Annotated in this window: 28 protein-coding genes; 9 read left to right on the forward strand and 19 right to left on the reverse strand. The window is 72.4% G+C overall.

Features of this window, described 5'->3' with window-relative positions; translation table 11 throughout:
* On the forward strand, positions 1–469 hold a 469-nt coding region (locus P0Y31_RS00005; protein WP_275866044.1), incomplete at its 5' end, for an HNH endonuclease signature motif containing protein.
* Between the two features lie 129 nt (positions 470–598).
* Here P0Y31_RS00005 and P0Y31_RS00010 read toward each other — a convergent pair.
* From P0Y31_RS00010 to P0Y31_RS00055, 10 genes are all read right to left on the reverse strand, one after another.
* Complete coding sequence (locus P0Y31_RS00010) at positions 599–1,336, reverse strand: VOC family protein (protein ID WP_275866045.1); 738 nt, start codon at positions 1,334–1,336, stop codon at positions 599–601.
* Entirely contained in the window at positions 1,333–2,733 is a 1,401-nt protein-coding gene (locus P0Y31_RS00015; RefSeq protein WP_275866046.1) for a M20/M25/M40 family metallo-hydrolase, read from the reverse strand. The genes P0Y31_RS00010 and P0Y31_RS00015 overlap by 4 nt, the downstream gene beginning before the upstream one ends.
* On the reverse strand, positions 2,730–3,455 hold the full coding sequence (locus tag P0Y31_RS00020; protein WP_275866047.1) for an alpha/beta hydrolase-fold protein: 726 nt from the start codon (positions 3,453–3,455) through the stop codon (positions 2,730–2,732). The genes P0Y31_RS00015 and P0Y31_RS00020 overlap by 4 nt, the downstream gene beginning before the upstream one ends.
* A 28-nt stretch (positions 3,456–3,483) precedes the next feature.
* Entirely contained in the window at positions 3,484–4,632 is a 1,149-nt protein-coding gene (locus P0Y31_RS00025) for an alpha/beta hydrolase-fold protein (protein WP_275866048.1), read from the reverse strand.
* On the reverse strand, positions 4,629–5,585 hold the full coding sequence (locus tag P0Y31_RS00030) for a Type 1 glutamine amidotransferase-like domain-containing protein (RefSeq protein ID WP_275866049.1): 957 nt from the start codon (positions 5,583–5,585) through the stop codon (positions 4,629–4,631). Before P0Y31_RS00030 ends, P0Y31_RS00025 begins: the two co-directional genes overlap by 4 nt.
* Positions 5,586–5,589: 4 nt before the next feature.
* Entirely contained in the window at positions 5,590–6,813 is a 1,224-nt protein-coding gene (locus P0Y31_RS00035) for an ATP-grasp domain-containing protein (protein ID WP_275866050.1), read from the reverse strand.
* A gap of 40 nt (positions 6,814–6,853) precedes the next feature.
* On the reverse strand, positions 6,854–7,882 hold the full coding sequence (locus tag P0Y31_RS00040) for an o-succinylbenzoate synthase (RefSeq protein WP_275866051.1): 1,029 nt from the start codon (positions 7,880–7,882) through the stop codon (positions 6,854–6,856).
* An 18-nt stretch (positions 7,883–7,900) separates the two neighbouring features.
* A complete protein-coding gene (locus P0Y31_RS00045; protein WP_275866052.1) occupies positions 7,901–9,166 on the reverse strand; it encodes an Nramp family divalent metal transporter in 1,266 nt (421 codons plus the stop codon).
* A gap of 156 nt (positions 9,167–9,322) precedes the next feature.
* Entirely contained in the window at positions 9,323–9,727 is a 405-nt protein-coding gene (locus P0Y31_RS00050; protein ID WP_275866053.1) for a VOC family protein, read from the reverse strand.
* 56 nt (positions 9,728–9,783) lie between these two features.
* Positions 9,784–10,683, reverse strand: coding sequence for a hypothetical protein (locus tag P0Y31_RS00055; RefSeq protein WP_275866054.1), 900 nt, complete (start codon positions 10,681–10,683; stop codon positions 9,784–9,786).
* Between the two features lie 216 nt (positions 10,684–10,899).
* Here P0Y31_RS00055 and P0Y31_RS00060 point away from each other — a divergent pair, with 216 nt between their 5' ends.
* From P0Y31_RS00060 to P0Y31_RS00075, 4 genes are all read left to right on the forward strand, one after another.
* Positions 10,900–11,838, forward strand: a complete 939-nt coding sequence (locus tag P0Y31_RS00060) for a 1,4-dihydroxy-2-naphthoyl-CoA synthase (protein ID WP_275866055.1) — start codon at positions 10,900–10,902, stop codon at positions 11,836–11,838.
* Between the two features lie 419 nt (positions 11,839–12,257).
* Positions 12,258–12,602 (forward strand): DUF222 domain-containing protein, encoded by a 345-nt coding sequence (locus P0Y31_RS00065; RefSeq protein ID WP_275866056.1) that lies wholly within the window; start codon positions 12,258–12,260, stop codon positions 12,600–12,602.
* A 55-nt stretch (positions 12,603–12,657) separates the two neighbouring features.
* Entirely contained in the window at positions 12,658–13,305 is a 648-nt protein-coding gene (locus tag P0Y31_RS00070) for an HNH endonuclease (protein WP_275866057.1), read from the forward strand.
* Positions 13,306–13,339: 34 nt separating this feature from the next.
* On the forward strand, positions 13,340–14,134 hold the full coding sequence (locus P0Y31_RS00075; RefSeq protein WP_275866058.1) for a YwiC-like family protein: 795 nt from the start codon (positions 13,340–13,342) through the stop codon (positions 14,132–14,134).
* Positions 14,135–14,149: 15 nt separating this feature from the next.
* Here P0Y31_RS00075 and P0Y31_RS00080 read toward each other — a convergent pair whose 3' ends face one another.
* Positions 14,150–14,602 carry a hemerythrin domain-containing protein gene (locus tag P0Y31_RS00080; protein WP_275866059.1) on the reverse strand — a complete coding sequence of 151 codons (453 nt, stop codon included), beginning with the start codon at positions 14,600–14,602 and terminating at the stop codon, positions 14,150–14,152.
* 67 nt (positions 14,603–14,669) lie between these two features.
* Here P0Y31_RS00080 and menE point away from each other — a divergent pair, with 67 nt between their 5' ends.
* The 3 genes from menE (at position 14,670) to P0Y31_RS00095 (ending at position 17,069) form a co-directional block, all read left to right on the forward strand.
* Positions 14,670–15,833, forward strand: coding sequence for an o-succinylbenzoate--CoA ligase (gene menE, locus P0Y31_RS00085; RefSeq protein WP_275866060.1), 1,164 nt, complete (start codon positions 14,670–14,672; stop codon positions 15,831–15,833).
* A 12-nt stretch (positions 15,834–15,845) separates the two neighbouring features.
* Positions 15,846–16,109 (forward strand): PLD nuclease N-terminal domain-containing protein, encoded by a 264-nt coding sequence (locus tag P0Y31_RS00090; RefSeq protein ID WP_275805141.1) that lies wholly within the window; start codon positions 15,846–15,848, stop codon positions 16,107–16,109.
* Between the two features lie 87 nt (positions 16,110–16,196).
* Entirely contained in the window at positions 16,197–17,069 is an 873-nt protein-coding gene (locus P0Y31_RS00095) for a 1,4-dihydroxy-2-naphthoate polyprenyltransferase (protein ID WP_275866061.1), read from the forward strand.
* On the opposite strand, the gene P0Y31_RS00100 is transcribed toward P0Y31_RS00095, so the two are convergent.
* Genes P0Y31_RS00100 through P0Y31_RS00135 form a run of 8 tightly spaced genes read right to left on the reverse strand, consistent with a single transcriptional unit; the run spans position 17,066 to position 23,906 of the window.
* Positions 17,066–17,374, reverse strand: coding sequence for a DUF4229 domain-containing protein (locus tag P0Y31_RS00100; protein WP_275866062.1), 309 nt, complete (start codon positions 17,372–17,374; stop codon positions 17,066–17,068). The genes P0Y31_RS00095 and P0Y31_RS00100 overlap by 4 nt on opposite strands.
* A 4-nt stretch (positions 17,375–17,378) precedes the next feature.
* Positions 17,379–18,371: a c-type cytochrome biogenesis protein CcsB gene (ccsB, locus tag P0Y31_RS00105; protein WP_275866063.1), complete on the reverse strand. Its 993-nt coding sequence runs from the start codon at positions 18,369–18,371 to the stop codon at positions 17,379–17,381.
* On the reverse strand, positions 18,368–19,969 hold the full coding sequence (locus tag P0Y31_RS00110; protein WP_275866064.1) for a cytochrome c biogenesis protein ResB: 1,602 nt from the start codon (positions 19,967–19,969) through the stop codon (positions 18,368–18,370). Before P0Y31_RS00110 ends, ccsB begins: the two co-directional genes overlap by 4 nt.
* On the reverse strand, positions 19,969–20,730 hold the full coding sequence (locus tag P0Y31_RS00115; protein ID WP_275866065.1) for a cytochrome c biogenesis protein CcdA: 762 nt from the start codon (positions 20,728–20,730) through the stop codon (positions 19,969–19,971). The genes P0Y31_RS00110 and P0Y31_RS00115 overlap by 1 nt, the downstream gene beginning before the upstream one ends.
* Before the next feature lie 15 nt (positions 20,731–20,745).
* Positions 20,746–21,330, reverse strand: a complete 585-nt coding sequence (locus P0Y31_RS00120; RefSeq protein WP_275866066.1) for a TlpA disulfide reductase family protein — start codon at positions 21,328–21,330, stop codon at positions 20,746–20,748.
* On the reverse strand, positions 21,327–21,974 hold the full coding sequence (locus tag P0Y31_RS00125; protein ID WP_275866067.1) for a histidine phosphatase family protein: 648 nt from the start codon (positions 21,972–21,974) through the stop codon (positions 21,327–21,329). The genes P0Y31_RS00120 and P0Y31_RS00125 overlap by 4 nt, the downstream gene beginning before the upstream one ends.
* On the reverse strand, positions 21,971–23,305 hold the full coding sequence (gene hemL / locus P0Y31_RS00130) for a glutamate-1-semialdehyde 2,1-aminomutase (protein ID WP_275866068.1): 1,335 nt from the start codon (positions 23,303–23,305) through the stop codon (positions 21,971–21,973). Before hemL ends, P0Y31_RS00125 begins: the two co-directional genes overlap by 4 nt.
* A gap of 55 nt (positions 23,306–23,360) precedes the next feature.
* Positions 23,361–23,906: a MarR family transcriptional regulator gene (locus P0Y31_RS00135; protein ID WP_275866069.1), complete on the reverse strand. Its 546-nt coding sequence runs from the start codon at positions 23,904–23,906 to the stop codon at positions 23,361–23,363.
* A gap of 118 nt (positions 23,907–24,024) precedes the next feature.
* Here P0Y31_RS00135 and P0Y31_RS00140 point away from each other — a divergent pair, with 118 nt between their 5' ends.
* Entirely contained in the window at positions 24,025–24,567 is a 543-nt protein-coding gene (locus P0Y31_RS00140; RefSeq protein WP_275866070.1) for a YceI family protein, read from the forward strand.
* The last annotated feature ends 44 nt before the right edge of the window (positions 24,568–24,611 follow it).

Consider the following 24,611-nt stretch of genomic DNA (forward strand, 5'->3'; position numbering starts at 1 on the left):
CTGGGAGTCCTTGCGCGACGGGCTCGGGGCGGCCACCACCCTGGGCGGGTTGGACGCCGGCACCCACCTGGCCCCGGAGACCGTGCGGCGGCTGTGCTGCGACGGCTCCGTCATCCCCATCGTCCTGAACGGCAAGGGTGAGGTCATGGACTGGGGCCTGGAGAAGCGGTACTTCACCGACGCCCAGACCAAACGGCTCTGGCTCCGCGACGGCGGCTGCACCTACCCCGGCTGCGATGCCCCGCCGCAGTGGGCGGACGCTCATCATCTTGTCCACTGGGCAGACCTCGGCCCCTCGGACCTGGGCAACGCCGCCCTGCTGTGCGAGCGGCACCACACCATCGTGCACACCCGCCGCTACGCCGGCCGGGTCGTCCGCGACGCGCACGGCGAACGGGTCGAGTGGGACCTCACCCGAGGCTCCTACGACGAGCTCCTCGCGAGATGCGCCGCGCAGGAGCCAGCGTGACCCCGCCCCACACCCCGCCAACCCCGGCGGGGCCGCAGACATGTCCAGATTCAGGCCGCGGGCATGTCCCGCGTCCGGCTCGCGCGCACGGCATACGGCTCCCAGGCACCGCTGGTCCGCAGCAGCCCGTCACGGCCCCCGGCGCGGATCCCGGTCGGTGACGCAGTACCGGTGTCCCGCCGGGCCCTGCATGACCGTCCAGCCGCGCCCCTCGCCCTCCACCCGGGCCCCGAGCGCGCGGTGGCGCTCGACCTCGGCCGCACGGTCGACGGCGCAGAGGTCGACGTGCCCGCGCACGGTCCCCTGGGGCTCGTCGAGCCGCTGGAGCAGGAACCGCACGGGCATGCCGCTCGGCCAGGCCAGCCGCGCGAACTCGTCGTCGGGGTCGGGGTCGTCAACGGCCCAACCGGTGAGCTGCGACCAGAAGGCGAGCTCGGCGGCATACCCACTCGACGGCACGTCGAGGCAGACCTGGTCGATCAGGCTCTCGGCGCCGGCGCGGGCCTGGCCGCGCGCGGACTCCTCCGCAGGCCAGCGGGTGAGGCAGAAGACGAAGCCGCCCGGCGACCGGCAGACGATGACGTCGCCGAAGTCCCCGACGACAGCGGCGCCGAGGCCCACTGCCCGCTCGGCGGCCTCCGGCAGCGGTTGCTCGACGTCGAGGTCGAGGTGGATGCCGCCGTCGCCGCCGACCCGCTGCAACTTCAGCCACGGGTCACCGTCGGCCGGGAGCAGCGTGGCGAACTCCCGGTGCTCCCCGCGCCAGGGGGACAGCCCGCTGCGGGCCACCTGCTGCCAGAAGGCGAGCGCCGTCTCGAAGCACTGCTCGGGCAGGTCGAGGAAGAGCCACACCCACCGCACGCTCACCGCTCGCCCTCCTCCAGCAGCCCGCCGAGGTCGGCGAGGAACAGCGCCTGCGCGATGGCGGTGCGCCGCAGCTCGTCGGGGTGGACGCTCTCGTTGGGGCCGTGGATGTGGCAGCCCGGTTCCTCCACCCCGACCAGCAGGATCTCGGTGTCGGGCACCAGCTCGGCGAGGGCCGTGGCCAGTGGGATGGACCCGCCCTGACCCGTGGTGACCGTGTCACGGCCGAACGCCGCCTTCATCGAGCGAGCCAGGGCCCGGTATGCCGGCCCGTCGGTGCGTGCCGCGAACGGCTGGCCGAGCGAGACCGGACGGACGTCGACGTGCGCCCCGAACGGCGTGTGCCGCACCAGGTGGTCGATGAGGAGCTGTTGCGCGTGCGCCGCGTCGGTGCCCGGCGGCACCCGCAGGTTCACCACGGCCCGCGCCTCGCCCTGCACGGCGGCGGTCACCTGCGACACCGGCGGGCAGTCGATGGCCAGCACCGTGGCGGCGGGCCGCGCCCACAGCAGGTCGGCAGCCGTGGCGCCTCGACCGGTGAGGGGGTCGACCCCGTCGAGCAGTGCGGCGTCGGCGCGCAGGCGCTCGGGGTCGAGGGGCGCCCCCTGCCACGTGCCGTCGTGCACGAGCCCGTCGACGGTCGTCTCACCGGTCTCGTCGCGCAGGCTCGCGAGCGCCATGAGCAGTGCCTGGAGCGCGTCGGGCACGGCTCCCCCGTACATGCCCGAGTGGGCCGGTCTGGCCATGGTGCGCACCGTGACCAGGACGCTGCCCGTGCCGCGCAGCGACGTCGTGACGGTGGGCACCCCGAGCTCGACGTTGCCGGTGTCGGCCAGCAGCAACGCGTCGCACTGCACCAGCTCGGGGCGCTCGCGCGCCAGCGCCTCCATGCCACCGCTCGACTGCTCCTCGGAGCCCTCGCACAGCACGGCCACCCCCACCGGCCACTCGCCGCAGACCGACGCCACCGCCCGCAGCGCGAGCAGGCTCGCGACGAGGTTGCCCTTGCAGTCGGCGGCTCCCCGGGCGTACCACCGCCCGTCGCGCTCGGTGAGCTCCCACGGCGGGGTGTGCCAGGCGGCCAGATCCCCCGCGGGCACGACGTCGTAGTGCGAGTACATCAGCACAGTGGGAGCACCCTCAGGACCCCGGCTGCGGGCCACCACCGCTGTCGAGCCGTCCGGCGCGGGCAGCTGGTCGACCTCGTCGAACCCCTCCTCCACCAGCAGCGAGGCCACGAGGGCTGCCGCGTGGTGGCACTCGTCGGCGGGCTCGATGTCGGGGTTGGCAACCGAGCGGAACGCGACGAGGTCCTCGAGGTCGGCGCGCGCCCGCGGCATACCGTGGTCCACCGCGTGGGCGAGCCGCTCGCGCAGGTCGGTGGCCGGGCCAGCCGTCACGGCACCAGCTCGTCGAGGTAGACCGGCAGCATCTGCCACCAGGTGTGCCAGTCGTGCGGGTACTGCGGTCCCCAGTCGTCGACGCGGTTGGGCACCTGCTTGGAGCCGAGCACGTGCGCCACCGCCCACGACTCCCCGATGTCCTCCCACTCGCCGGTGCCGGTGGCGAGCACGACGAAGCGGCGCTGCAGCTCCTCTAGCAGTGGCCCTTCCAGGCCGGGCAGGAAGTGCAGCGGTGAGGCGTAGTAGAGGTCCTCGGTGACGGGACCCCCGATGAGGGCGTCGAGCCGGTAGGTGCCGCTCATGCAGACGGCGGCGCCGAACAGGTGCGGGTAGCGGCAGATCATGGCGAGCGAGTTGAAGGCGCCGATGGAGGAGCCGGCCGCGACGATCGGGTGCGGGCCGCGTGCGTCGGCGTGGATCGCCGGCACCACCTCGTGGGCCACCGCGTCGTGGAACTGGTTGAACAGCCACATCCGGTGCTCGGGCGAGCCCTCCCGGCGGACCAGCGCCATGCCGGCGACGCTGTCACACGAGTAGACCTTCACGCGGCCGGCCTCGACCAGCGGCCACACGTGGGCGACCAGCTGGTTGCGCTCGACCTCCTCGGCGTCGCCCCCTGCGGTCGGGAACAGCAGCACCGGCACGCCGTAGTGGCCCCACCGCGTCAGGGTGATGTCGCGGTGCATGCGGTGCGAGTACCAGCGCTCGGTGACCTTCACGTGCGTTCCCTCCTGCAGGGGCCATTGACTACTCGTACACGTACTTCTGCGGTCCTGGGAACACCCACGACAGGCCGTCCCGCAGCCGGTCGCGCCAGTTCTCCCAGTTGTGGCCGTCGCGAGCCTCGGTGTAGTTGACGGTGACCCCCGCCGAGCGGAACACCGACACCATCGAGCGGTTCGGCGTGATGAGCGGCTCGTAGGTGCCGCAGCTCATGAACATCCGCTCCACCGGCCGGGTCGGGCGGGCCCGGTAGCGGTTGACGAACTTGACCACCGGGTCGAAGTAGGGGCCGCCGCCGTGCTCGAAGCCGATGTCGGTGAAGACGAGCGACGCCGACTGCAGCAGCAGGGAGCCGAACAGGCCCGGGTAGCGCACCGCCGTCGACAGCGACGCGATCCCGCCGAAGCTGCTGCCCATGAGGCACCGCCCCTCGGGGGCGTCGAGCAGCGGGAGCTGCTCGGTGAGCCGCGGCACGAGCTCACGGGCGATGAAGCGCGCGTGCGGCGCGTGGTTGGGGTACTCCTTGAGCCGGTCGCGCGGCGGCACGAACGCGACCACCATCGGCGCGATGTCGAGCCGGTGGATGAGGTTGTCGAGCACCGTCCTCATCGCCGCGAAGTTCAGGTAGTCGGTGCCGTCGTGCACCACCAGCAGCGGGTAGCGCATCGCCCGGTTGAACCGCGCCGGCAGGTAGAGGTGCACGGACTGGTCGCGGCGCAACGCCTTGCTGCGCAGCACCTCCTCGTGCAGGTCGCCCGGCCGGGCCTCGGGGTCGTGGTGCACCCACTCGGGCACCTCGTAGCCGACCGCGGCGCACACCGAGCTCGACCCCATGGGGCTGTGGGCCACCCGAGGGTTGAGCGGGTCGTTGAAGCGCTCGTGGTGCTCGCCACGGCGGGTCTCGAGCTGGTACTCCACGCGCGACCCCTCGGGCAGCACGGTGCTGGCCGCCCACAGGTCGGTGCCCTCGAGCCGGCGCATCTCCAGCGGGTCCGGCAGCCCGACGACGCGGTGCCGCACGTACACGCCGTCGACCTCGCCGCGGAAGAGGAACGTCGCCCGCTCCCCCTCGACGATGGGCGAGCCGTGCCGGCTGACGAAGCGGTCGACCGCCGCGCCGTCGACCGGCAGCCGCTCGCGCAGCCGGTTGATCGCCATCCGCCGCTCGCTCACGGCGCCACCACCTCCTGCACCACGCCGTCGGCGGTCAGCACCCGCACGCCGTGCGGGAGGGGGCCGTATGCCGCGTGCCCGCCGTCCGCGCCCGCCCCACCGCCGTCGAAGACCACCGAGGTGCCGTCGTCGAGCAGCACCAGCCGGTGGTGCGGGAAGCGCCTGGCCAGCACCGCGCAGCGGGAGCGGTCGTCGAGCCGCAGGCGACGGCGGGCGTGCGGCAGCGCGATGACCGCGGGCACCCGTCCCAGGCCCCGGTCGTAGACCTCGGCCTCGTGGGAACCCTGCGGTGCGTGGTCGTGGAAGAGCACCACCCTGTCGGTGAGGGCCATCGCGCCGGCCGACCAGGCGATGACCGGCAGGTCCTCGCCGATCGGCAGGGCGAACAGCCGCAGCGCCCGCAACAGGGTGCCGACGTGCCCGCCGGTGATGACCAGCGCGGCGCAGTCGGCGAGCATCCCGGCCAGCTCCCCCCGGTGCCAGGAGATGACCTCGCTCTCGGCGGCGGACGTCTGGGCGTCGAGCTCCCGGTAGAGGTACTTCAGCCGTGCCGAGTACCACTCGTCGAGCCGGCGCACCGCCTCGACGGCGTCGGCGAGCGCCACCGCACCGGTGCCGTGCGAGGAGGTCCGGCGCTGCACGGCATACACGCCCTGCATCGCGATCTCGAGGCGCAGCCGGTAGAAGGACTGGAGCTCGTCGTGGCGGTCGCGGAACGCCAGCGCGGCCGCCGCGAACGGCTCGTCCTTGCCGAGCACGTCGAACATGCGGTGGTAGAGGCGCAGGTTGCGGCTCCGGCCGTTGAGCACCTGGTTCAGCTCGTCGTCCTGGTCCTCGCGCTCCTCCCAGCCGGCCGTGATGGTGGCAACGGGGCCCTGCACCTCGAGCGCCCGCAGCGTCGAGCCCGCGGTCGTCATGAACCGCTGCGGGCCCAGCAGGACGGTGGTCGCCACAGGGTCAGCCGGCGTAGACGTGGATCGTCCGGCCGGCGTCGTCGAGCATGCCCCTCAGCGTGTCGTAGTCGGGGTGGCGCATCCGCACCCAGGCGTTGGCCATGTACCCGGCCTCGACGGGCTGCGTCGGGTGCCCCTCGGGCGGGAAGTGCCCGTCGATGATCCAGTCGCGGTAGCGGGCCTGGATCTCCTCGATGCCGCTGTAGCCGCGGATCTGCCCGTCGGCGTCCGGCCGCAGCGCGACGATGCCGGCCGAGTAGGGGCGCCGCATGGGCTGGTCGGTGGTGCCGTGGGTGATGACGTGCGCCCACTCGCGGTAGACGTCGACGTCGTTGCTCGCCGAGTACAGGTCCCAGCAGCCGACGCCGGGCGGGCGGGCGCCGATCTCGGAGAAGCGCAGCCCCTTGGGGCCGTGGAACCACTCCATGTGCGTGGCGGAGGTGCCGATGCCGAGCGCCTCGATGACGCGCTGGCCGAGGGCGCGCACCTCGCCGTAGAAGGGCGAGTCGTCGATGCGGTTGGTGGTGACGAACTGCGGCGAGATCCAGCGGTGGCGCATCGCCTCGAGGACGTTGGGGTAGTAGTGGGTGACCCAGTCGTGGGCGACGTGGCCGTCGATGGCGATGGTGTCGTAGAAGCCCTCGTGGCCCTCGACGAACTCCTCGATCGCGATGGAGGCGGCCCCCTCCCCTCCGAAGACGCCGAGGGCCTGGTCGAGCTCCTGCGGCGAGTCGACGCGGGTCGTGCCCTGGGCGCCGGCGCCGGCCCGGGGCTTGAGGATCAGCGGGTAGCCCACCCGCTCGGCGAAGTCGTGTGCCTGTGCGGCCGAGTCGACGGCGGCCGACGCCGCGGTCGGCACGCCGGCCTGGCGCAGCGCCTCCTTCATCGAGGGCTTGTCGCGGCAGAGCCAGGTCGTGCGCACGCTGGTGCCGGGGATGCCGGTGGCCTCGCGCACCTGGGCGGCGGGCATCGTGTGCGCCTCGACGGTGGCCTCGAGCCGGTCGACCCAGAGACGGGACTGGATGAAGCGCACGGCCTCGGTCATCTCGTCGACGTTGGTGACCGAGCCGACCTTGTAGTAGCCGCCCATCGCACCGCGCAGCTCGTCGCCGAGCGCCCCCTCGTCGGACTCGCCGACGCCGATGACGTTGGCTCCCACCGAGGCGAGCGCGTGCACGAAGCGTCGCTGGTTCGCCGGGAAGCCGGGCTCGACGAAGACGATGTTCACGACCCCGACTGTATTGCCGGGAGGCGGACCCGTCCTGTCGTCACGCGCTTCCGCGGGAGCGCTGCAGCTCGGCCCAGCAGGCGCGCACCCGATCACGCCACCAGACCTGCCGGTCCTCGGGGACGGCCCAGCGCTCGAGCAGGTCGGGGTCGGCGTCGACGCGCCGCACCGCCAGCTCCCCGCTGCGCGGTGTCAGCGGGTCGGCGGTGACGTCGCCCTCCAGCAGCGCGACGGTGCCGAGCCCGCAGGCGTGGGGCAGCTCGGGAAGCGCGGCGGCGAGGGCGAGACCTGCTGCCATTCCGACCGAGGTGTCCAGCGCGGACGACACCACGGCGGGTAGGCCGCACTCCTGCACGACCTCGAGCGCCCGCCGCACGCCGCCGAGCGGGGCGACCTTGACCACGACGAGGTCGGCGGCCTCCTCGCGGGCCACCAGCAGCGGGTCCTCGGCCTTGCGGATCGACTCGTCCGCGGCGACGGGCACGTCGATCCCTGCCCGGGCCAGGGCGACCCGCAGCCGTTTGAGCTCGGGCACGGTGGCACAGGGCTGCTCGGCGTACTCGATGCCGTATGCCGCGAGCGCGCCGAGCGCGTCGCGGGCCTGCTCGACGTCCCACGCGCCGTTGGCGTCCACCCGGATACGCGCCTCGAGCCCCATCGTGTCGCGCACGGCGGCCACGCGGCGCACGTCGTCGGCCAGGACCTGGCCGCGCTCTGCCACCTTGACCTTGGCGGTGCGGCATCCGTCGAAGCGGGCCAGCACCGTCGGCACCTGCTCGGCCGGTACCGCGGGCACCGTCGCGTTGACCGGGACGGTGTCGCGCCGTGGCTCGGGCCAGCCGTGCCAGGCGGACTCGACCGCGGAGGCGAGCCAGCGCGAGGCCTCCGGCGGCTCGTACTCGAGGAAGGGCGAGAACTCGCCCCAGCCGAACGGACCCCGGACCAGGGCGGCCTCGCGGACCGTGACGCCGCGGAAGCGCACCCGCATCGGGATGGCGACAGCCCGCAGCCCGGCCAGGACGGCGTCGAGGTCGACGGTGTCCGGGCCGGGCTGCGGGTCAGTGCTCATGGGCGCCAGCCAACCACGTCAGGCGCCGCGCACGGCCTTCTGCAGCTCGTTGACGGCGAGGGCGATGAAGGCTGCGGCGATGACCACCATGACGGCGTTCGACGCGACCTTGTTGCGCCACTGCGCCGGCACGTGCTTCTTGTTGAGCAGCCACAGCAGCGTGACGGACAGGAACGGCATGAAGAACGCGCCGAGCACGCCGTAGGCCAGGATCAGGTAGACCGGCTTGCCGAGGAACATCATGACCATCGGCGGGAAGGTCAGCCACAGGATGTAGGCCTTGTAGTACCTGCCGCCGAGCCGGCTGTCGGGGTGGTCGGCGCCGTGGCCGCGGATGTGGCCGACGAAGTCGGCGAACATCATCGAGACGCCGTTCCAGACGCCGACGAGCGAGGACATCGCCGCGGCCCAGAAGCCGACGAGGAAGACCTTGCCGGCCCAGACCCCGTAGCGGTCGCCGAGCACGTTGCCGAGGTCGAGCAGGCCCTTGTCGCCGGTCGCCACGGCGATCTTGGCGGAGTAGAGCAGCTCGGCACCGACGATGAGGGTGGCGAGCACGAAGATGCCGGTGACGACGTAGGCGACGGTGTTGTCGATGCGCATCACCCGCATGTGGCCCGGGGTGGTCCAGCCCTTCTCACGGATCCAGTAGCCGTAGGCCGCCAGCGTGATGGTGCCGCCGACGCCGCCGGCCAGCGACAGCACGTTGACCAGGCCGCCGTCCGGGATCATCGGCACCAGCCCCTTGAGGAGCTCCGGGAGGTTGGGCAGCGTGAGCAGGGCGGCACCGACCATCGTCACGAACATGACACCGACCAGGGCGGCACAGACCATCTCGAAGTGCGAGTAGCGGCCCCACCACACCAGCGCCAGGCCGACGAGGCCGGACAGGATGCCCCAGGCCTCGACCGGGAGGAAGGGCAGCAGGGCGTGCAGCGGCAACCCGGTGCCCGCCATCGCTGCGGCCCCGTAGACGAAGCCCCAGATGACGATGTAGGGACCGAAGTACCAGTGAGTCCACTTCCCGAGCCGGGTCCACCCCTCGTAGATGGTGTCGCCCGTGGCGAGCGAGTACCGCCCGGCACCCTCGACCAGCACGATCTTCATGACGACGCCGACGACGACCGTCCAGAGCAGGGCGTAGCCGAACTTGCTGCCGGCGATGAGGGTGGCCACGAGGTCGGCCGCGCCGACACCGGTGGCCGCGACCACCAGTCCGGGGCCGACGAGCTTCCAGGTGGGTCTGGTCGCCTCGTCCTGAGGCGTCGAGGTCTGCGTGGCCATTGGGTCTCCTCCAGTCGGCGCTGACATTCCGGGTCACGCTACCGACTCGGGGCATACCCCTCATCTCGGGCACAACCACAGAGACCGCTGTGGCCGGGTGTGGCGCCTGTGTCGGGCGCGGCAGGGTCCGGCGTGGCCGGGTCTCGCGTTGCCGGGTCAGCGGTCGCGCGAGGAGAGCACGCAGAACTCGTTGCCCTCCGGGTCGGCGAGCACCGTCCACGTGACGTCGGCGCTCTGGCCCACGTCGACCCTCGTCGCGCCCATCTCGAGCAGCCGGGCGATCTCGGCGTCGCGGTCCTGGCTGGTGTGGGGCGCGAGGTCGATGTGCAGGCGGTTCTTCACCGTCTTGCCCTCGGGCACCGGCACGAAGACCAGGCCCTGCGGCTGGTGCATCCACTCCTTCGCGTCGGTGATGGGGTCGACGCTCAGGTGCTTGGGGATGACGGCGACCTCGTGCTCGTCCTCGTAGACGATCACGAAGTCGAGCACCTCCGCCCACCAGCGAGCCTGAGCGGCGATGTCGTGGGAGTCGACGACGACGGAGTACCAGCGCAGAGCCATGACCGGACGCTATGACGCCGCGGTGAGACCCGCCACCGGTCAGCCGTCCCAGTCGGTCATCCCGCTCGCAGTCGTTGCTGCTCCGCGAGGGCGAGGTCCCGCAGCCCCACGAGCTGGCGGCGGAAACGGGAGACGAGCAGGTCGGCGGACCCGAGCTCGAGCACGTCCGGGTCGGCCCCGTAGCCGTACCGCCCGAAGCGCACACCTCGCGGGCCCGCGACCGCGTGGGCGAACGCCTTGCCGCGCTCGGTGGGCGCCGACTTCAGCCCGCACAACGCAGTGATGGCGGAGACGGGCATCACCCGGCCCGGTCCAAGCAGGTCGTTGGCCTTGCCCACCGCCCAGAGCACTGCAGCGGGGACCACCTCGTCGCGGGACGGTTCACGGAGCAGGCCGGGCTCGGCCGCAACGGCGCGCACCAGCAGTCGCCGGCAGGCCGTGCGCACCTCGTCGTCGAACAGCCGCGCCGCCACGTCGTCGACCTGCTCGCTGATGACCTGCACCCGTTCGCGAAGGCGGACCGGCACCGCCGACAGCTCGAGCGGTTCGTCGCCGGGCAGTGGTTCGACCGACAGCCCGTCCAACACCTCGTGGCTTCCGACCAGGCGCGCCAGCCAGCCCAGCTCGCGCTCGTGGCGGGGCTGCTCCGGCGGCGGTGGAGCAACCTCGACCGGCTCCGGTTTCCCCCGCCCGAGCTCGAGCGCCGCGCACTCGTAACCGCTGCCCTGCACCGAGCGCTTCATGACGTCGACGACCTGGTCGTCCATCATCACGAGCACCGTCATCCTTCCGAGGGTGCTCGTGCCGACGCGCCGCCCGTACTCGTCGTACCTGTCGTCGCACTCGGCGTCATACCTGTCGTCGTAGTCGCCACCGTGGAGCCGGCCGTAGAAAACCTCGTCGTCGTGGCCCATCTCCCGCGGCGGCCTGCCCCGCCAGTCCGCCAGATGCGACACCGGACGGCCCGTCGCCCCAGCACCCTGCGACTCCCTGTACTCCATCAGCTCCACCCCTCTCGCCTCGGCGACGCCCTCGTCGCTCGGTCCAACCAACTGTCACAGGAGGGCCCGACCTCGCCGCCGAGATATCCACAGCGGTGTCTCGTTTCGCAGGGGCGGCTGGGACGCAGCCACGCGGCATACCCGTCTCAGCGCCCGGCTAGGCTCGCGCGGGTGAGTGAGCAGAGCAGCGTGAGCGAGACGTTCGACCCGGCGGCGTGGGAGCAGGTGCCGGGCTTCGACTTCACCGACATCACCTACCACCGTGCACGGGAGGTCGGCGCCGTCCGCATCGCGTTCAACCGGCCCGAGGTGCTCAACGCGTTCCGCCCGCACACCGTCGACGAGCTCTACCGCGCCCTCGACCACGCCCGCATGACGCCCGACGTCGGCTGCGTCCTCCTCACCGGCAACGGCCCCGGTCCGGCGGGCACGGGGTCGGAGGGCAAGTGGGCCTTCTGCTCCGGTGGCGACCAGCGGATCCGGGGCCGCTCCGGCTACCAGTACGCCTCCGGCGAGACCGCCGACACGGTGGACCAGGCGCGGGTGAAGGCGATGGGCGGACGGCTGCACATCCTCGAGGTGCAGCGGCTCATCCGCACGATGCCCAAGATCGTCGTCGCCGTCGTGAACGGCTGGGCCGCCGGCGGCGGGCACAGCCTGCACGTCGTCTGCGACCTGACCATCGCCTCGCGCGAGCACGCCCGGTTCAAGCAGACCGACGCCGACGTGGGCTCCTTCGACGGCGGCTACGGCTCGGCCTACCTCGCCAAGATGGTCGGCCAGAAGTTCGCCCGAGAGATCTTCTTCCTCGGCCGCACCTACTCGGCCGAGGACATGCACCGGATGGGCGCGGTCAACATCGTCGCCGACCACGCCTCGCTCGAGGACGAGGCGCTGCAGGTCGCGCGCGAGATCATGGGCAAGAGCCCGCAGGCCCAGCGGATGCTGAAGTTCGCCTTCAACCTCACCGACGACGGGCTCATGGGCCAGCAGGTGTTCGCCGGGGAGGCGACCCGGCTCGCCTACATGACCGACGAGGCCGTCGAGGGCCGCGACCAGTTCCTCGAGAAGCGCGACCCCAACTGGTCACCCTTCCCCTGGTACTTCTGAGGACCCCGTATGCCGCGCGGCCCGCTCCCGGCTCGCGGCCGCCGGCGCTGTGGACGACGCGGGAGGACTATCGCACCCCGGCGCTAGTGTCGTACACATGTTCGAAGTGTCGGAGTCGTCGGTTACGGCAGCGGAGGTCGAGACGTGGGTCTCGCGGCTCGCTGCCATGGACCGCGACGTCGACGACACCGGGCGCATCGGCCAGATCGCCGTCCTCGAACGACTCAAGGGGGCGGCCGCAGCGGCCCGGGCGCGCGTGAGCGTCGACTTCGACGCCTCGCAGCGGGAGGCCCAGACCGCGGCCGGGGCGCCGGCCCGCAAGCGGGACGCAGGGGTCGGTGCGCAGATCGCCTTGGCCCGACGGAACTCCCCGGCGCGGGGAGGTCGCCACCTCGGCCTGGCGAAGGCACTCGTGCGAGATGCCGCACGCGCTCGAGGTGTTGGCCCGCGGCGAGACCACCGAGTGGCACGCGACCATCCTCGCCCGCGAGACGGCCACCCTGTCGGCCGAGCACCGGTCCGCCGTCGACACCCGCCTCGCCCACCGGCTACCCACCATGGGCGACCGAGAGGTCGAGCAGGCGGCCCGAGCGCTGGCCTACGAGCTCGACCCCGAGTCGCCCCTGCGTCGGATCCGGGGCGCGGAGAGCGACCGGCGTGTCAGCATCCGCCCGGCGCCGGACGCGATGGCGCGGGTCACCGGCTTCGTGCCCGTGGCCCAGGGGGTGGCGGTGTGGGCAGGCCCTGCAGGCTGCCGCGGGTGAGGCGAACGCCTCAGGGGACGAGCGCTCGCGCGACCAGGCCAGGGCCGACACCTTCGTGGAGCGGCCGACCGGTCAGGTCCGGCCCGACGACGTCGGCATCGAGGTCGGGCTCGTCATGACCGACGCCGCGCTCCTCACCGGCGCCTCCACGCCCGCTCACCTCCACACCCCTGGCCTGCCGGGAGCTGTCGTGCCAGCGGCGTTCGCCCGAGACCTCCTGCGCAGCGACACCGAAGAGGGGTGCACCCTCAGGGCGAAGACCTGGCTCCGCCGGCTCTACAGCCCTCCCTGCGACGGGACGCTGGTCGCGATGGACTCGCACCGTCGGCTCTTCGACGGGCAGCTTCGTCGCTTCCTGGTCCACCGTGACCAGTCCTGCCGCACCCCTTGGTGCGGCGCGCCCATCCGTCACGCGGACCACGTCCGGCCCAGCGCGTCCGGCGGCGACACCTCCGCCGAGAACGGTCAGGGCCTGTGCGCCGCCTGCAACCTCACCAAGGAAGGCCCGGGCTGGCGCAGCGCAGCAGCCGGCCCGCCGCCCGAGGAGCGACATCCCCATACCGTCCGGGTCACCACCCCGACGGACCACGCCTACTCCGACTCGGCGCCACCGGTGCTCGAGACCTTCGCCCGGGCGCCGAGCGGCCCGCCCGCCAGCCTGCTGGAGGCGGAGTACCAGCACCTCCTCGACCTGGCCGCCTGATTTTCCACGGTCAATCCCGGGTTAATATTCCCCCGTGAGTCCTCGAGCAGCCACGAGGCAGCCGGATGGCAGGACCGGCGCACCCGCCCGGCCGACCCGCCGGCCCAGGAAGCGGTCGCCGGGCTGGGTGCCGAACCAGCACGGCGCCTGGGCGATGCTCGCCACCCCACTGCTGGTCGGGATCATCGCCAGCGAGCCGCGCTGGGTGCACCTGCCCCTGACGGCGTTCTGGTTCGTCGGGTACTTCGCCTTCTTCGCCACCGGCCTGTGGCTGAAGTCGCGGCGCAAGCGGCGCTACCTGCCGCCGGTGCGCGTCTACGGCGTCGCGAGCGCCCTGCTCGGCGCACTGGCGCTCGTCATGGACCCCGGCCTGGCGCTCTGGGCGCCGCTGTTCGTGCCGCCGCTGGGAATCGGGCTCACCGCCTCCGCCACCCGTCACGAGCGCGCCCTGATCAGCGGCCTGGCGACCGCCACCGGCTCGTGCCTCATGACGCTCGTCGCCTACGACGCCGGCGGTGGCACCGACTGGGCCGCGGCCTGGCTCCTCACCGCCGTCCTCGCGGGCTACTTCGCGGGCACCGTCCTCTACGTCAAGACCCTGATCCGCGAGCGCGGCAGCGAGCGGCACTACTGGCTGTCGGTGGGCTTCCACTCACTGGCCACCCTCGCCCTCATCCCGGTGGGAGGGGCCATGGTCGCGGTCTTCGCCCTGCTCACGGTGCGCGCCGCCGTCGCCCCGGCGTTCGGCCTGTCCCCCAAGCAGGCCGGCATCGGCGAGATCGTGGCGACCGCCGCCGTGGCGGTCACCGCGTTGCTCGCGGTGGCCTGAGCCCCCGGCCCCGCACTACTCGGACCCGCCGATGTCGACCTCGTAGGCCTCGAACACCACATCGGCCCCCGCCTGCCGGTGCCGCACGAGCTGGCCCATCAGGGCCGTGACCTCCTCGCGGAAGGCGAGCAGGTCTCCGACCGGCCCGGCCCCGTCGAGCCGCGCGAGGAGGCTGTCGAGGTGCGCGGCATACCGCATGTGCTCGTCGGTGAGCCGTCGCACCTGGCCGGAGAGGCGTGGCGACGTGCGGCGCACGTCCGCGTAGAGTCCGCCCTCCCCCTCGGTGAGGTCGATGTGGACGCGGAAGTCGTGGGCGAGCTCACCGAGCGCGGTCCGCACCCGGTCGAGCCACGCGTCCTGCCGAGCGACAGGGGCAGCGAGCGCCTCATCGACGGCCGCCACCGAGTCCCGCAGCTCCGCGCGGTGCGCCCGCACCCGCTTGAGGTAGTCGGCGAACTCCAGGTCCACGAACCCCATGGTGGCCCCCGCGCCGGGCGGCGTCCAGATGCACGGCTCTGCGGCATACCCTGACCCCGTGAAGCGCCTGCACCTGCTCGAGGTGCCCTCCGGGACCGCGGCGCTGCAGGTGGTGCCGTCCCTGCGCGCGGCTCTGGCGGCTGGGCCTGCCGTGCTGCCGTATGCCGCGGGCACCCGCCCGCCTGCCGTGCCCGGCGAGGCTGGGGACCTGCCCGAGGGACTCGCCGTGGTCGTCGGCACCTCGGGCTCAACCGGCAACCCCAAGCTCGCGATGCTCACGTCCGCAGCCCTGGCCGCGAGCGCCACCGCCACCCACGAGCGCCTGGGCGGACCCGGCCAGTGGCTGCTGCCCATGCCGGCCCACCACGTGGCCGGCCTCCAGGTGCTGGTGCGGTCACTGGTGGCGGGCACGACGCCGGTGGCGGTCGACCTCGCCGACGGCTTCACCACGCAGGCGTTCGCCGAGGCCTCCAGGGCCCTCGACGGCGAGCGCTGCTACACCTCGCTCGTCCCGACCCAGCTGGTCCGTCTCCTTGCCGACGAGGACGGGTCCGAGGCCCTGCGGCGGTTCGACGCCGTGCTGCTCGGTGGCGCCGCCAGTCCGCCAGCGCTCCTGGCCCGGGCGGCCGAGGCCGGGGTACGCGTCACCACGACCTACGGGATGAGCGAGACCGCCGGCGGCTGCGTCTACGACGGGCACCCCCTCGACTGCACCCGGGTGCGCGTCGACGCCGAGGACCGTCTCCACCTCGGCGGCACGACCCTCGCTGTCGGCTACCTGGGCCGCCCCGACCTGACGGCCGCCGCCTTCACCCATGACGCCGACGGCACCCGCTGGTTCGCCACCGACGACGTCGGCCACCAGGACGGCGACGGCCGCTGGCACGTCGACGGCCGGCTCGACGACCTCGTCAACACCGGCGGGCTCAAGGTGGCCCCCCGGCTCGTGGAGGAGGCGCTGGTCGAGCACCTGCCCGAAGTGGCCGAGTGCGCCGTCGTCGGGGTGCCCGACCCCGAGTGGGGTGAGGCCGTCGCGGCCGCCCTGGTGCTCGCCGACGGCGCCGCGGCCCCGACGCTGGAGGAGGTCCGCGACGGCGTGCGCGAGGTCCTGCCGGGTCACGCCCTGCCCCGACGTGTGGCCGTCGTCGACACCCTGCCGCTGCGTGGTCCCGGCAAGCCGGACAGGTCCACCCTGCGTGCCCTGCTCGCCAGCGGTTCGTGACACGATTGGCTCATGCTGCGCGTGCTGCCCTGGCTCCTCGGCATCGCCCTGACGGTCTACGCGGTGGTCGACTGCATCCAGACCGACGAGAGCCGCGTGCGCAACCTCCCCAAGCTCATCTGGGTCTTCCTCATCCTGCTGTTCGCGATCGCCGGGCCCCTCGCGTGGTTCCTCGCCGGCCGGCCTCGCCGGCAGCGGCCGACCCGCGGGCCAGGTCAGCGCCCCTCCGCCCCGCGTGGCCCCGACGACGATCCCGACTTCCTCCGTAACCTGTAACCAGCACCTGCCACCAGCAGGGCACCCCCGTCACAGCGTCGTGGCGTCGCCCACCCTTCGCACAACCCGAGTGAGACCAGCACACCCATGGCCACCATCGCCCAGTGGATCGAGGGCGCCCGCCCCCGCACCCTTCCCGCCGCCATCGCCCCCGTCGTCGTCGGCACCGGCGCCGCAGCCGCCGTCGACCAGGCCGATCTCGCCCTCGCCCTGCTGGCCCTCGTCGTCTCGGTGTGCCTCCAGGTCGGGGTCAACTACGCCAACGACTACTCCGACGGCATCCGCGGCACCGACGCCGACCGCGTCGGGCCGGTGCGGCTGGTCGGCCAGCACAAGGCCGACCCCGAGAACGTCAAGCTCATGGCGTTCTCGTTCTTCGGGTTCGCCGCGCTGGTCGGACTCGCCCTGGTCGCCCTGAGCGCCGCGTGGATCATGATCCCGCTCGGCGCGCTGGCCATCCTCGCCGCGTGGAAGTACACCGGTGGCGACAACCCCTACGGCTACCGCGGCCTCGGCGAGGTCTACGTCTTCGTGTTCTTCGGGCTGATGGCCACCCTCGGCACCCTCTACACCCAGGCCGGCGAGGTCACCGGCGTCGGCGTGCTCGGCGCCGTCGGGGTGGGCGCCATCGCCTCGGCCATCCTCGTGGCCAACAACCTGCGCGACATCCCCACCGACCGCGCGACCGGCAAGAACACCCTCGCAGTCCGGCTCGGCGACCGTGGCACCCGCCTCCTGTATGCCGCGCTGCTCCTCGTGGCGCTGCTGGCCCTGGTGGGCATCGCCTTCACCCACCCGCTGGCGCTCATCGCGCTGCCGGCGTTCGGCCTCGCGTGGCGCCCCTTGCAGGTCGTGCGCTCGGGCGCCACGGGCCGCGACCTCGTCGCCGTGCTCGCGGCCACCGGCCTCTTCGAGGTCGCGTATGCCGTGCTGCTGGCCGCGGGGCTGGCTCTCGCCTAGCGGTACTCGACGGGACCGTTGTCGTGGGTCTCGTCCTCGGCGTCCTCGGCCTGCTCGTCGGAGCCGACGGGGCGGGCGCTGCGCTGCTCCTGCTTGGCCTGCGCCCGGCGCTCGAGCCGCTCGGCGAGCTGCTGGCTGTAGTCCTCACGGAAGCGCTTGAGGACCACAACCGAGATCGCCATGGAGATGAGCGCCGACAGCACGAGCAGCAGCAGCTGCTCGTCGCGGTCGCGCAGGCCGAGCAGCCACAGGGCCGCCATGACGCCGAAGAAGATCAGGATGCGCAGGAGCGAGTAGCGGACCATCGGTTCAGAGTCCCGAGTAGGAGTGCTGGCTGACGAAGAACACGTTGACCACCGTGTAGTTGATGATGATGCAGGCCCAACCGGCCAGCGCGATGTAGTTGGCGGCCTGGCGGCTCCAGCCGCTGGTGGCGCGCGCGTGGAGGTAGGCCGCGTAGACCACCCAGATGACGAAGGTCCACACCTCCTTGGGGTCCCAGTTCCAGTAGGCGCCCCACGCCTGGCGCGCCCAGATGGCGCCGGCGATCAGCGTGAACGTCCACAGCGGGAAGGCCACGACGTGCAGGCCGTAGGACAGCCGCTCGATGCTCTTCGCCGGCGGGAAGCGGTCGAGCACCGAGGCCCTGCCGGCGCGCTGGAACGCGTCCTTGGCGAGGTAGAGACCCGACGCAGAGGCCCCGATGGCGAACACGGCCACGGACAGGGTGGCCACGGTGACGTGGATGACGAGCCAGTAGCTCTTCAGCGAGGGCAGCAGCTCGGCGGCCTCGGTGTACCAGACCGTGATGGCCAGGCCCAGCGTGAGCAGCACGGGGGCGGTGACGAACAGGCCGAGCCAGCGCAGGTCACGCCGGGTCGACCACGCGAGGTAGGCGAGGACCGTGCACATGGCGCCGAACACCGCGAACTCGAACATGTTGCCCAGCGGCCAGCGGTGCACCGACGCCCCGCGCAGCACGACCGACACGACCAGCAGGAAGCCGGCCAGCCAGGTCATGGTGCCGGCTATGCCTGCGGCCTTGCGCGCCCGCAGGGGCACGTCGTCGGCGGCGAGGTCGTCGGAGCCCGACGCTGCGGGGCCGGGGACCGGACCCTGCGCCGCCCCCGTGCCGCTGCCCGAGCCCACCAGCGCCTCCTCGCGCGCGCGGGTGGCCCGCTGGTCGCGGTGCGGCACGAGCCCGGCGAGGTAGAGCGCGTAGCCGACCATGGCGAGGGTCAGCACGGCCATGGCGGAGTACAGGCTCAGGTTGGAGTACTGGGCCAGGGTCTGGTTGGTCATCGAGAGGTGCCCATCCGTCGTTGCACGGCGTCGAGGATCTCCTCGACCGCCTCGGTGAGTGTGTCGTCGTCGTCCTTGGCCATGCCGCCGACGGAGACCACGGTACGTCCAGCCTCACCACCGGGGGAAACCCGCACGAAGACCCGGCGCCGGCGCACGACCAGGCTGGCGATGAGCCCGCCCAACGCGAGCAGCGAGGCGGTGAGGGTGAGCCACTTGCCCGGGTCGGAGCGGATCGACAGGCCGGCGAAGCGCTGCACCCCTTCGAAGGTGATGCTGCCCCGGTCGCCGGGCAGCTCGAAGGTCTGGCCGGGCTCGAGCCAGATGCGCAGCGCGTCGGTGCCCTTGTCGTTCGTGATCTGGGTGAGCTTCTGCGTGTCGAGGGTGTAGACCGACTGCGGCCGCCCCTCCGGGAACAGCTCGCCCTCGTAGAGGCCGAGCGCGAGGGCCGGCTTCTTGGCGTCGGGGAAGATCGAGCTCGGGCCGCTCTCCTCGGTGATCACGGCAGTGGGCAGGAACAGGCCGAAGAAGCCGAGCTGCTTCGGCGCCGCGCCGGTGACCTTCACCGCGCCGACCGACTTGTAGTTGTTGTCCTGGGCGAGGAACGGGGTCGCGTCACGGTAGGTGACGTTGCCGTCCTTGTCGCGCACCGTGATGACCGGGGCGTAGCCGTTGCCGAGGAGGAAGACCGAGGCGCCGTCCATCTCGAGCGGGTGGTTGACCTTGATCGTCTCCTCCCGCGGGGTGGCGCCCGGCTCGTCGGTGACGGAGACGTGGGCCGTGAAGTCGCGCGGCTGGCCGAACTGGCCGCGGCCGGTCACGTTCTCCTCGAAGGTGGCGTCGAGCCGCTCGAGGGTGAGGGAGAAGGGCGAGAGGTCCTCGGGGTCCACCCACGGGCCCGGGCTGTAGGTGTCGTAGCGGGAGAGCGTGTTGGCGAAGCCCTGTCCCACGGGAACGATCACGTCGCCCTTCCACCCGAACAGGTGCCCGATGGCGACGCCGATGATGACCAGGATCAGCGCGAGGTGGAAGACGAGGTTGCCGGTCTCCTTGAGGTAGCCGCGCTCGGAGCTGACCGAGGCGCCGTCGTGCCGGTGCACCCGGAAGCGCCGCCGGCGCAGCTCGGCCTCGGCGGCCGCGAGCGCCTCCTCGGGCGTCGCCTCGACCTCTGCGCTCGCGTGCGCCGCGAGGCGCTCGAGGCGGCTGGGCGTGCGCGGCGGGCGCGAGCGCATCGCCTTCCAGTGGACCTTCGTGCGCGGCAGGACGCAGCCGACGAGGGAGATGAACAGCAGCAGGTAGATCGCCGCGAACCACGGGGAGGCGTAGACCTCGAAGAAGCCGAGCCGGTCGAGCACCGGCCCCAGCTTCGGGTGCTGGGCGATGTAGTCGGCCGTGCGGGCGGCGTCGATGCTGCGCTGCGGCCAGATCGAGCCCGGCACCGCGCCGACGGCGAGCAGGAGCAGCAGGAACAGCGCCGTGCGCATGCTCGTCAGCTGGCGCCAGGCGAAGCGCAGCCACCCGCGCAGGCCGAGCTGCGGCTGGTTCACCGGCTCGTCGGGCGGGGCCGGCTGGGTGCTCAGGGGGGTCTCGGTGGCCATCAGATCACCGTCACGAAGCCGTTGACGAGCTGGGTCTGCAGGGCGCGGGTCCAGTCCTCCCAGACCCCCGTGACGAGCAGCACCCCGACCGCGAGGAGCATCGCGCCGCCGAGCAGCTGGATCAGCCGCTGCCGCTTCCGCAGCGCGGCCGAGACCCGGCCCCACCGCTGGAAGCCGGCGGCGATGAGCAGGAACGGCAGGCCGAGACCCAGGCAGTATGCCGCCGCGAGCACCACGCCGCGGGTCACCGCCTGCTCGTCCCCCGTCGTCGTCGCGAGGAGCATCACGGCGCCGAGCGTCGGGCCCGTGCACGGCGCCCACCCGATGCCGAAGACGGCGCCGAGCAGCGGTGCACCGGCCAGCCCGGCGGCGGGCTTGAACCTCAGCTTCAGCTCGCGCTGGCTGCCTGCCCCGAGGAACACCAGGGCCATGAGGATGACCAGCACGCCACCGACCCGCATGAGCAGGGTGCGGTGCTCGACCAGCGCCGCACCCACGGAGGCGAGGAAGGCGGTGGTGGCGATGAACACCGCACTGAAGCCGGCGACGAACAGCAGCGCCCCGAGCACCATCCGCCCCCTGGCCCGCTTCGCGAGCGCCACGTCGCCCAGGCCGGTGACGTAGCCGAGGAACCCCGGCACGAGCGGCAGGACGCACGGCGAGGCGAAGGACACCAGGCCGGCGAGGAGCGCCACTGCGACGGCCACCGGCAGGGCGCCGGCGGTGACCGTGTCCACGACATCTGAGGGGAGGAGCAGCATGCTGGGTGGGACCGCCTAGGACTCGGCCAGCACGTCGTCGACCAGCCCGGTCAGGGTCGAGGCCGTGACCTCGCCGTTGACCCGGGCCGCGATCCGCCCGGTCTTGTCGAGCACCAGGGTCGTCGGCACGGTGGGCGCCTTGCCCTGCAGGGCGAGGATCAGCACCCCGGACTCGTCGCTCAGCGACGGGTAGGTGATGTTGTTGGCCTTGGCGAAGGCCGCGCCGCGCTCGGGCGCCTCGCGGAAGTCGATGCCCATGAACTGCACGGGCTTGCCGGCCTTGGACAGGCCGTCCCAGGCTTTCTGCAGGTCCGGGGCCTCGGCCACGCAGGGCCCGCACCAGGAGCCCCAGACGTTGACGACGACGACGTCTCCCTTGGCGTCGGCCACCGCCCAGTCCTTGCCGTCGAGCGTCGTGCCCTTCAGCTCCACCGGCCCCTGGCGCTTGTCGGCGGCGATCTTCTCGACGCTGCCGTCGCCGGAGACGTAGCCCTTGCGGTCGCCGGCCTTCGCCTGGGAGGCGAGGCTGTTGGGGTCGTCGGAGCAGCCCGCCACCGACAGGGCGAGCGCACCGGCGAGCACCAGCGCGGCAGACCTCACGCGCCGGCCCCCTGGTGGGCCTTGGGCAGCAGCGAGCCGGCCGGCTCGCTGTAGGTCACCGACTCGAGCTCGCCGCCGGTGTAGGTCAGGGTCGTCAGCGACGCCAGCGAGCACTGCCGGTTGCGCGGGTCGTGCCACAGGCGGCGGCCCATGAGCCGGTTCCGCGCCGTCCAGATCGGCAGCTGGTGAGACACGATGACGGCCTCGTGGCCGGCCGCGGCCTCGCGGGCGGCGTCGATCGCCTCGAGCATCCGGTAGGCGATGACGGTGTAGGCCTCGCCCCACGACGGCTTGAACGGGTTGAGCAGCTTGCCCCAGTGCTTCGGGTGCGTGAAGGCCGCCGGTCCGGCGTTGACCTGCTCACCCTCGAAGCGGTTCTCCGCCTCGAGCACCCGGTCGTCGACGGTGATCTCGAGGCCGTGGGAGGACGCGATGGGCGCGGCCGTCTCCTGGGCCCGGGTGAGCGACGACGCGACCACCAGCGTGATGTCGTGGTCGGCGAGGTGGCTGGCGACCATCTCGGCCATCTGCCGGCCGAGGTCGGAGAGGGGGTAGCCGTCGAGGCGGCCGTAGAGCACGCCGGCAGGGTTGTGGACCTCACCGTGGCGCAGGAGGTGGACGACGGTCCGTACGGGCTCGCTCATGCGTCGATTCTCGCAAACGCGGCGGCGGCCTCCGACGCCGCCGCCGGAAGGGCGGCGAGCACCCGGTCGACGGCCCGGTCGTCGTGGGCGGCGCTGAGGAACCACGACTCGAACGCGCTGGGCGGCAGGTGGACGCCCTGGCTGAGCATCGAGTGGAAGAACGCCGCGAAGGCCGGCACGTGCTGGTCCTTGGCGTCGTCGTAGTTCGCGACCGGTGCCTCGCGGAAGAAGACGCTGAACATGCTGCCGGCCCTCTGGATCACGTGCGGGACGCCGGCCCTGCCGAGCTCCTCACCCACGGCGGCGGTGAGGGTGTCGGCCACAGTGGTGAGGCGGTCGTAGACGTCGGGGGTGCAGTTCTGCAGCGTCGCGAGTCCCGCGGCCGTGGCCACCGGGTTCCCGGACAGGGTGCCGGCCTGGTAGACCGGGCCGAGCGGCGCGAGCATCGCCATGACGTCGGCGCGCCCGCCGAAGGCGGCGGCCGGGAAGCCACCACCCATGACCTTGCCGAAGGTGAACAGGTCGGGCGCCCCCGCGGCATACGGGCCCTCGAGGCCGAACCACCCGGCCGCGGAGCAGCGGAACCCGGTCATGACCTCGTCGGAGATGAGCAGCGCGCCGTGGGCGGCGGTGATGCGGCGCAGGCCCTCGGTGAAGCCGGGGGTGGGTGGCACCACGCCCATGTTGCCCGGGGAGGCCTCCGTGATGACGGCGGCGATCTCGGTGCCCCGCTCGGCGAACGCCGTCTCGACCGCGGCGAGGTCGTTGTAGGGCAGCACGATGGTCTCGGCGGCCATCTCCTTGGGCACGCCCGCGGAGTCGGGCAGCGCGAAGGTGGCCAGGCCCGACCCCGCTGAGGCGAGCAGCGAGTCGACGTGCCCGTGGTAGCAACCGGCGAACTTCACGACGACCGAGCGGCCGGTGAACCCGCGGGCGAGGCGGATGGCGCTCATGGTGGCCTCGGTGCCGCTGGAGACCAGGCGCACCTGCTCGACGGGCTCGACCCGGGCGACGATCTCCTCGGCGAGGGCGACCTCGTTCTCGCTGGGGGTGCCGAACGAGAACCCGCGCATCGCGGCGCCGGTGACGGCCTCGAGCACGGCCGGGTGGGCGTGGCCGAGGATCATCGGGCCCCACGAGCAGACCAGGTCGACGTACTCGCGGCCGTCCGCGTCGCGCAGGTAGGGGCCCTCGCCGCTGACCATGAAGCGGGGGGTGCCGCCGACCGCGCGGAAGGCGCGCACCGGGGAGTTCACGCCTCCGGGGGTCACCGCGAGCGCCCGCTCGAGCAGTGCCTGCGAGGCAGGGGCCTCCATGGGGTATGCCGTCATGCCCGGCATTGTCTCAGCCGCACCTGTGCGGTCGGCCCGCGCCCTCAGGCGCCTCTCAGCGCAGCGTCGAGTCCACGGTGCCGCCGTCCGCTTCCTGGGCTGCCCCGCTGCTGAGGATCGCCGAGGAGATGGCGTCCATCGCGGCGCCGAGGGCGGCGAACAGCTCGGGCGACATGGTGTCGACGAGGTGTCGGCGCACGCTGTCGACGTGCACGCGGGCCATGTCCTGGACCGCGGCCCAGCCCTCGTCGGTGAGGACGAGCTCGACGCCGCGGCGGTCCTCCAGGCACGACTCGCGGCGCACCCAGCCGCGTCGTTCGAGGCGGGCCGCAGTGTGGGTCAGCCGGCTGCGGGACTGCACGACGAGGTCGGCGAGGCCCGACATCCGCAGCCGACGCCCCGGCGCCTCGGAGAGCATCGAGATGATCTCGTACTCGGACAGCTGCACCCCGTGGGACTGCAGGTCCTTGTCGAGGGCCGCCTCGAGCAGGCGGCTCCCGCGCAGGTAGGAACGCCAGGCGTGCTGCTCCTCGGTGGTGAGCCAGCGGGGCTCGGCCAGCTCGGCCAGCTCGGCCACGGGGGAGTCGACGGTGTCGGCCATGAGGTCAGTATCCCATGTCGAACGCATAGTTGAAATATAAACGACCCTTGCTATGTTGTACCCCGTGACAGCGAAGGAGCCCCTCCTTCACCACGACCTCTCAACACAGGAGAACCCCATGACCGCCACCGCCATCACCACGCAGCTCCCCACCGGCACCTGGACCGTCGACGCCTCGCACACCGAGGTCGGCTTCACCGCCCGCCACCTCATGGTCAGCAAGGTCCGCGGCTCGTTCAGCGACGTCGAGGGCACCGTCACCGTGGCCGAGCCCTTCTCCGCCTCCTCGGTGCGCGCCGCCGTCAAGCTCGCCTCCGTCGACACCGGCTCCGCCGACCGCGACGCCCACCTCAAGAGCGCCGACTTCTTCGACGTGGAGAACAACCCGGAGATGACCTTCGTCTCCACCGAGGTCACCGAGGACACCCTCAAGGGAGACCTGACCATCAAGGGCGTCACCCGCCCGGTCGTGTTCGACCTCGAGTTCGGCGGCGTCGCCACCGACCCGTGGGGCAACACCAAGGCCGGCTTCGAGGCCGAGGCCGAGATCAACCGCAAGGACTTCGGCCTTGAGTGGAACGTCGCCCTCGAGGGTGGCGGCGTGCTCGTCTCCGAGAAGATCAAGATCAAGCTCGACGTGCAGCTGCTCAAGGCGGCCTGAGCCCGGCAGCACAGCGCCAGGGGGCGGTTCCCCGAGTGGGGAAC

The sequence above is a fragment of the Knoellia sp. 3-2P3 genome, assembly GCF_029223115.1.
GTDB lineage: Bacteria > Actinomycetota > Actinomycetes > Actinomycetales > Dermatophilaceae > Pedococcus_A.